This window comes from Pseudoalteromonas sp. Z1A6, from assembly GCF_011378745.1.
Lineage (GTDB): Bacteria > Pseudomonadota > Gammaproteobacteria > Enterobacterales > Alteromonadaceae > Pseudoalteromonas > Pseudoalteromonas arctica.
The window spans coordinates 1-7,943 of the sequence record NZ_WTKW01000200.1 but is presented as its reverse complement, the minus strand read 5'-3'; the positions used below and the strand labels follow the sequence as shown (position 1 = coordinate 7,943).

Here is a 7,943-nt window from a genome sequence, read left to right as displayed (position 1 = left end):
CTAGTATAGATCCCAAGGCTTAACATGAAAACCCCAGTACGACCAAAGGCGCAAAAAAAAAGCTGTGAATGTTCATTCACAGCTTACATTTCATACAACTAGATTAAACATCTAGCAATAAGCGAGTTGGATCTTCAAGTAACTCTTTAATAGTCACTAAGAAACCAACAGATTCTTTACCATCAATGATGCGGTGGTCATAAGAAAGTGCTAAATACATCATAGGAAGTATTTCAACTTTACCATTTACTGCCATAGGACGATCTTGGATTTTATGCATACCCAAAATCGAAGATTGTGGCAAGTTAATGATAGGTGTAGATAGCAATGAACCAAATACGCCACCATTAGTAATAGTGAAATTACCACCCGTCATATCAGCAAGCGTTAGCTTACCATCACGACCTTTAAGTGCTAGTTCACGAATACCTTTTTCGATTTCAGCAACAGATAGTTTGTCACAATCTTTAAGTACTGGAGTAACTAGACCACGTGGAGTAGATACTGCAATGCTGATATCGAAATAGTTATGGTAAACAATATCGTCACCATCAATTGATGCGTTAACATCAGGGAAACGTTTAAGTGCTTCAGTTACCGCTTTCACGTAGAAAGACATGAAACCTAAACGAATGCCATGACGCTTTTCAAACGTTTCTTGATACTGCTTACGAAGGCTCATGATTGGTCCCATGTTCACTTCGTTGAATGTTGTTAACATTGCAGTTGAGTTTTTAGCTTCAAGAAGACGTGTCGCAATCGTTTTACGTAAACGAGTCATAGGTACACGTTTTTGTGTACGATCGCCCATCGGTGCTGCTGGAGCAGAAGCTTCTGCTTTTTTAGCCGCTGGCGCTGGTGCTTTTAAGAAAGTATCAACGTCTTCTTTAGTTACACGACCATTTTTACCCGTGCCTTTAATTTTAGAAGCGTCTAAGCCTTTTTCAGCGATTAAACGACGAACTGATGGAGTTAACACATCTGAGCTTTCGCTTGAATCTGCTGGCGCTGCGTCTGCTTTTGCAGCTGGAGCCGCTGGTGCACCGCCTGCTTTAACCGAACCAATTACTTGCTCGCCTAATACAGTATCACCTTCTCCGTGAATGATATCACCCATGATGCCATCTTCTTGAGCTACTACTTCAAGAACAACTTTATCTGTTTCAATATCTACCAAGTTTTGGTCGCGTGTTACAGCGTCACCTGGTTGTACATGCCATGTAGCAATTGTTGCGTCTGCAACTGATTCTGGAAGTACAGGTACTTTAATATCCACTTCTTTACCTTCTGATGCTGATTGCGCCGCTGGCGCGTCTTCTGATTTAGCTGGTGCTGATTCTTCTTTAGTTGAACCTTCACTTGCTGGCGCTGCATCAGCATCACCAAGTAAACCCATAACTTGATCGCCAAGTACGGTTGCACCTTCTTCTTGTGATATCTCTGTAATTACACCGTCGTGCTGTGCAACAACTTCTAGAACCACTTTATCTGTTTCAATGTCTACTAAGTTTTGATCGCGAGTTACTTTGTCGCCAACACTTACATGCCATGTAGCAACGGTAGCATCTGCAACCGACTCAGGAAGAACAGGAACTTTAATTTCTGTGCTCATTGCTTATCCTTTATTTTCTATAGTAAGCGCGTCGGCAACGAGCGCTTGTTGTTCTTTAGTATGTACTGACATGTAACCACACGCTGGTGATGCAGATGCTTTACGTCCTGCATATTTTAATTTAGCACCTTGTGGGATTGCATCAATAAAGTGATGTTGTGAACAGTACCATGCACCTTGGTTTTGTGGCTCTTCTTGACACCATACAAAATCAGTTACGTGTTGGTAGCGCTCTATAATTGTTTTCATTTCATCGTGCGGGAACGGATATAGCTGTTCAACACGTACAATTGCAACATTATCTTGCTCAAGCTTACGACGTTCTTGTAATAGTTCGTAGTAAACTTTACCACTACAAAATACAACACGTTCTACTTTCTCCGGGTTAATATCATCAATTTCATCGATCATATTATGGAAAACACCGTGTGAAAGCTCTTCAAGTGATGAAGTAGCAAGAGGGTGACGAAGTAACGACTTAGGTGTCATTACAATCAGTGGACGACGAAGTGGTCGAACTGATTGACGACGAAGCATAGCGTAAACTTGTGCCGGAGTAGACGGAACACACACTTGCATGTTGTGATCAGCACATAGTTGTAAGAAACGCTCTAAACGCGCTGAACTATGCTCTGGTCCTTGACCTTCGTAGCCATGCGGTAACAAAATTGTAAGACCACATAAACGGCCCCATTTTTGCTCACCAGAACTTAAGAATTGGTCAAATACAACCTGTGCACCATTGGCGAAATCACCGAACTGCGCTTCCCAAAGTATTAGTGATGTAGGCTCTGCTGTTGCATAACCATACTCAAAAGCAACAACGGCTTCTTCAGATAAAACCGAATCAAATACTTGAAAAGTACCTTGGTCTTTACTTAGGTGCTCTAAAGGAGTGTACGTAGCACCATCAGTTTGACTATGAACAACAGCATGGCGATGGAAGAATGTACCACGACCAGAATCTTGTCCAGTTAAACGAATGTCAGTGCCTTCTGTCGCAATTGTTGCATAAGCAAGTGTTTCTGCCATACCCCAATCAAGCGCTTTTTCACCACTTGCCATTAACTTACGATCATCGTAAATCTTTTTAACACGAGATTGAGCAACATATTGCTCTGGGTAAGTTGCAATTTTTTCACCCAGTTCTTTTAGTCTTTCAACAGAAACACTCGCGTCGTAATCAACATTCCACTCGTGGCCAACATATTTAGCCCAATCTGAAGAATGCGAAGTCTCTGGCTGTATTTCTGAAACAACACAGTTGCCTTCATCTAATGCATTACGGTAATCATCTGCTAGAGCTTTAACTTCTTGTTCAGAGAAAGAGCCTTCTGCAATCAGTTGATCAGCGTAAATTAAACGTGGAACTGGATGTTTTTTAATTTTTTGGTACATGACAGGCTGAGTTGCATTAGGCTCATCAGCTTCATTGTGACCATGGCGACGGTAACACACTAAATCGATAACTACGTCGCGCTTAAACTGGTTTCTGAAATCAAGTGCAAGCTGTGTAACAAATGCAACAGCTTCAGGATCATCAGAATTAACATGAAATATTGGTGACTGAACCATTTTAGCTATGTCAGTACAATATACAGTTGAGCGTACATCATCTTGTTTAGACGTTGTAAAACCTACTTGGTTATTTACAACAATGCGTATACTACCACCACAGCTAAAGCCATTAGTTTGTGACAAGTTAAATGTTTCTTGTACAACACCTTGACCAGTAACTGCAGAGTCACCATGAATTGTAATTGGTAGAGCTTTAATACCAGAGCTATCACCTAAGCGATCAAGACGAGCGCGAACTGAGCCCATAACTACTGGATTTACAATTTCAAGATGAGATGGGTTAAACGCAAGCGCCATATGTACGTTGCCACCTTTAGTAGCAAAGTCAGATGAGTAACCCATGTGATATTTAACATCGCCAGAACTTAATGTCTCTTTGTGTTTACCGGCAAACTCATCAAATAATTCTGATGGGTTTTTACCTAGTACATTCACAAGAACATTCAAACGACCACGGTGAGCCATACCAATAACAGCTTCTTGTTGGCCGCTTTCACCAGCGCGGTGAATAAGCTCTTTTAGCATTGGAACTAACGCATCGCCACCTTCGAGTGAGAAACGCTTAGCACCTGGGAACTTAGCCCCTAAATATTTTTCAAGACCATCAGCAGCCGTAAGACCTTTTAGGATACGTAGCTTTTCATCTTTTGAGAATTTTGGCCTAGACTGGACAGATTCTAAACGCTGTTGTAACCAACGTTTTTCCTCTGTTGATGTGATGTGCATATACTCAGCGCCAATTGAACCACAATATGTAGTTTTTAGTGCTTGGTATAGTTCACCTAAAGGCATAGTATCGCGCCCTACGGCAAACGACCCTACGTTAAACTCGCGGTCAAAATCACTTGAAGATAGGTCGTGGTACTCTAGCTCTAAATCTCGTACACGCTCTCGTTGCCAAATACCTAATGGATCTAGGTTTGCATTTTGGTGTCCACGAAAACGGAAAGCATTAATAAGTTGTAGAACTTTAACCTGTTTAAGGTCACCGCCACTACCCTCTGCTACCACTACTTCTCTATGCTTGTTTTTTGCAAGCTGTGCAAACTGTGCTCGAACCTCTGAATGTTTTACTTCAACATCCACACCATCAACTTTAGGTAATTGTTCAAACACTTCTCGCCATTCGTCTGGCACAGAAGTCGCATCGTCTAAATACGCTTCATAAAGCTCTTCTACATAAGCAACGTTGCCGCCGTTTAAATGTGAAGATTCTAGCCATGCCTTCATCACACCTTCGTGCATTTATAAGCCCTTTTTTTTAGCGCAGAAATTAATAGTTATTATAACAAGATGGCTAATATAATTTAATATCAGCCATCTTACCTTTACTAAGCTATCAAACCGCTCGGTTTAGTAACATAGATTTGATTTGTCCAATTGCTTTGGTCGGATTAAGACCCTTAGGACAAACGCTAACACAGTTCATGATACTGTGACAACGGAACACACTGAACGCATCGTCTAAATCCGCTAAACGTTCTTCAGTTGCTGTATCTCGGCTATCAGCCAAGAAACGGTAAGCATGAAGAAGGCCTGCTGGACCAATGAACTTGTCTGGATTCCACCAGAACGAAGGACACGATGTTGAACAACATGCACACAAAATACACTCATAAAGCCCATCTAATTTATCACGTTCTTCAATAGTTTGAAGACGTTCGCCTGCTGCAGGCTGATCATTAATTAAATAAGGTTTAACTTTTTCGTACTGAGTGTAGAACTGACTCATGTCAATAACAAGGTCACGAACCACAGGTAAACCTGGTAATGGACGTACTACGATTTTACCTTTGCCATTTTTTTGTAGCGTAGATAAAGGAGTAATACATGCTAAACCATTTTTACCATTCATGTTAACACCATCAGATCCACACACACCTTCACGGCATGAACGACGGAAAGATAATGTAGGATCTTGTTCTTTTAGAAGAATAAGTGCATCCAACACCATCATGTCGTGACCTTCCTCTGTTTGCAAGGTGTATTCTTGCATACGAGGAGCGTTGTCAACATCTGGATTATAACGATAAACTGAAAATTGTACTTGTGCCATCGTCTATCTCCTAGTAAACACGTGCTTTAGGTGGGAAAGCTTCACGCGTTTTAGGCGCATAGTTTACATCACGCTTACTCATTTCATCCGTTACAGGATTGAATACTGAGTGACATAACCAGTTTTCGTCATCACGATCTGGGTAGTCAAAGCGAGAATGTGCACCACGGCTTTCTGTACGGAAGTTTGCAGCTACTGCAGTCGAGTAAGCTGTTTCCATTAAGTTATCTAGTTCAAGACATTCGATACGCTGCGTATTGAAGTCTGATGATTTATCATCAAGACGAGCATGTTGCAGACGTTCGCGAATTTCTTTAAGTTCTTGAAGACCTGCAGCCATTGAGTCACCTTCACGGAATACCGAGAAGTTAAGCTGCATACATTGTTGTAGGTCTTTTTTGATTTGAACTGGATCTTCACCTTGGCCAGCCGTTGAATTTTCCCAACGATTGTAACGTGCAAGAGACGCTTCTAAATCTGATTCTGAAGCAGCTTTAGATATTTCAACGTCATTTAGGTACTTACCTAAGAAGTTACCCGCAGCACGACCAAACACAACTAAATCAAGTAATGAGTTACCACCTAAGCGGTTTGCACCGTGTACAGATACACATGCAATCTCACCTACTGCAAATAAACCTTGAACTACTGTTTCGTTGCCTTGAGCATCGATTTGTAGCGCTTGTCCATTTACATTAGTAGGAACACCACCCATCATATAATGACAAGTTGGAATTACTGGAATTGGCTCTTTTGCAGGGTCAACGTGAGCAAATGTTTTAGCAAGGTCACATACGCCTGGAAGACGTAAATTAAGTGTTTCTTCACCCAAATGGTCAAGTTTTAACTTAAGATGTGGACCCCAAGGACCATCACAACCACGACCTTCACGGATTTCAGTCATCATTGAACGTGCAACAACGTCGCGAGACGCTAAGTCTTTTGCGTTTGGTGCGTAACGTTCCATGAAGCGTTCGCCATCTTTATTTAAAAGATAACCGCCTTCACCACGACAACCTTCAGTTACTAGCGTACCAGCACCTGCGATACCCGTTGGATGGAACTGCCACATTTCCATGTCTTGCATAGAAATACCAGCACGTGTTGCCATACCAACACCGTCACCAGTGTTAATGTGAGCATTAGTGGTTGATGCAAATATACGACCTGCACCACCAGTAGCTAATACAACAGCTTTAGATTTGAAGAAGGTAACTTCACCTGTCTCAATCTCAATTGCAGTACACCCTACTACATCACCATTATCGTTTTTAACTAAATCAAGTGCATACCATTCAGAGAATACATTTGTTTTGTTTTTAACGTTTTGTTGATATAGAAGGTGTAATAAAGCATGACCAGTACGGTCAGCAGCTGCTGCAGTACGTGCGGCTTGTTCACCACCAAAGTTTTTCGATTGACCACCGAAAGGACGTTGGTAAACACGGCCATTTTCAAAACGAGAAAATGGTAAACCCATGTTTTCTAATTCGGTAATAGCTTCTGGGCCAGTTTGACACATGTATTCAATAGCGTCTTGGTCACCGATAAAATCGGAACCTTTAACGGTATCGTACATATGCCATTCCCAGTTATCTTCGTGTGAATTACCAAGCGCAACCGTAATACCGCCTTGAGCAGATACAGTGTGTGAGCGCGTTGGAAATACTTTAGATATTAATGCACACGTTTTGCCAGATTCTGTAATTGCTAAAGCAGCGCGCATACCTGCACCACCTGCACCAATTACTACGGCGTCAAATTCACGAACAGAATATTTCACTTAAACACCCCATAATACGATTAGACCAATAGCTACGTAAGCAACGGCCATTAGGTTTAATACAAAACCTAAAACTGCACGAAGCTTTGCGCACTTAACATAGTCTGTAAGAACTTGCCAAAGGCCAATGCGGGTATGAACCATAATGCAAACAAGGGTAATTAACGTAAACCCTTTCATTGCTAGGTTAGAGAAGAGGCCTGTCCAGGCTTCGAAAGTGACTTCTGGCGTCGCTAAAAAATAGCCGATAATAAAAATCGCGTAAGCGCTGATTATTAATGCCGTGGTACGTAAAGATACGAAATCTTGTACACCATCACGTTTTAGAGTTGCTTGATTTAAAACCATATCCACACCCCTGCCAATACGGCAAACACAACACCAAGAGCCATTGAAACTTTAGCGCTGAGGTTACCTGATTCAAGTTCTTCCCAATGTCCCATATCCATAATCATATGACGGATACCACCAATAAGGTGATAACCTAATACAGAAACAGTGCCCCAAGCTATAAATTTGGCAATGAATCCGTTAAACAGACCCTTGACGAATTCAAAACTTTCAGCTGAAGAGAGAGACTCAGACCAAGCCCAAATGACAAACGTTAAAGCAAAAAATAATGCAACACCGGTGACGCGGTGAAAAATTGAAGCTTTAGCCGTTGCCGGCATAGATATAGTTGTTAGATCTAGATTTACAGGTCTTTGCTTTTTCACAGTTACTTGCCCATCTTTGCTCACAGTGGAGCTCATCTACTTGTTTTTCTAAAAACCCACCAAATATTACTGATGGAACTATCAAAATAAACGTACCAAAACAATTAAAGTTCACAAACCTGTAAATTTTAAGCTGTTAAGAATATGTTTACCCAAATACAATACGGTTTAAAACCACCGTTAGTATATATACCCACA

At 41.4% G+C, this 7,943-nt stretch carries 6 protein-coding genes; all 6 read right to left on the bottom strand.

Going from position 1 to position 7,943, the window contains the following annotated elements; translation table 11 throughout:
- Positions 1-103: 103 nt before the first annotated feature.
- A complete protein-coding gene (odhB, locus tag GQR46_RS12965; protein ID WP_165741166.1) occupies positions 104-1,612 on the bottom strand; it encodes a 2-oxoglutarate dehydrogenase complex dihydrolipoyllysine-residue succinyltransferase in 1,509 nt (502 codons plus the stop codon).
- 3 nt (positions 1,613-1,615) lie between these two features.
- Positions 1,616-4,435, bottom strand: a complete 2,820-nt coding sequence (gene sucA / locus GQR46_RS12960; protein WP_165727883.1) for a 2-oxoglutarate dehydrogenase E1 component — start codon at positions 4,433-4,435, stop codon at positions 1,616-1,618.
- A 94-nt stretch (positions 4,436-4,529) separates the two neighbouring features.
- Positions 4,530-5,246, bottom strand: coding sequence for a succinate dehydrogenase iron-sulfur subunit (locus GQR46_RS12955; RefSeq protein ID WP_007375751.1), 717 nt, complete (start codon positions 5,244-5,246; stop codon positions 4,530-4,532).
- A gap of 10 nt (positions 5,247-5,256) precedes the next feature.
- Positions 5,257-7,029: a succinate dehydrogenase flavoprotein subunit gene (sdhA, locus tag GQR46_RS12950; protein WP_007375750.1), complete on the bottom strand. Its 1,773-nt coding sequence runs from the start codon at positions 7,027-7,029 to the stop codon at positions 5,257-5,259.
- Entirely contained in the window at positions 7,030-7,377 is a 348-nt protein-coding gene (gene sdhD / locus GQR46_RS12945; RefSeq protein ID WP_007586873.1) for a succinate dehydrogenase, hydrophobic membrane anchor protein, read from the bottom strand.
- A complete protein-coding gene (gene sdhC / locus GQR46_RS12940) occupies positions 7,368-7,745 on the bottom strand; it encodes a succinate dehydrogenase, cytochrome b556 subunit (protein ID WP_076914908.1) in 378 nt (125 codons plus the stop codon). The genes sdhD and sdhC overlap by 10 nt, the downstream gene beginning before the upstream one ends.
- Between the last annotated feature and the right edge of the window lie 198 nt (positions 7,746-7,943).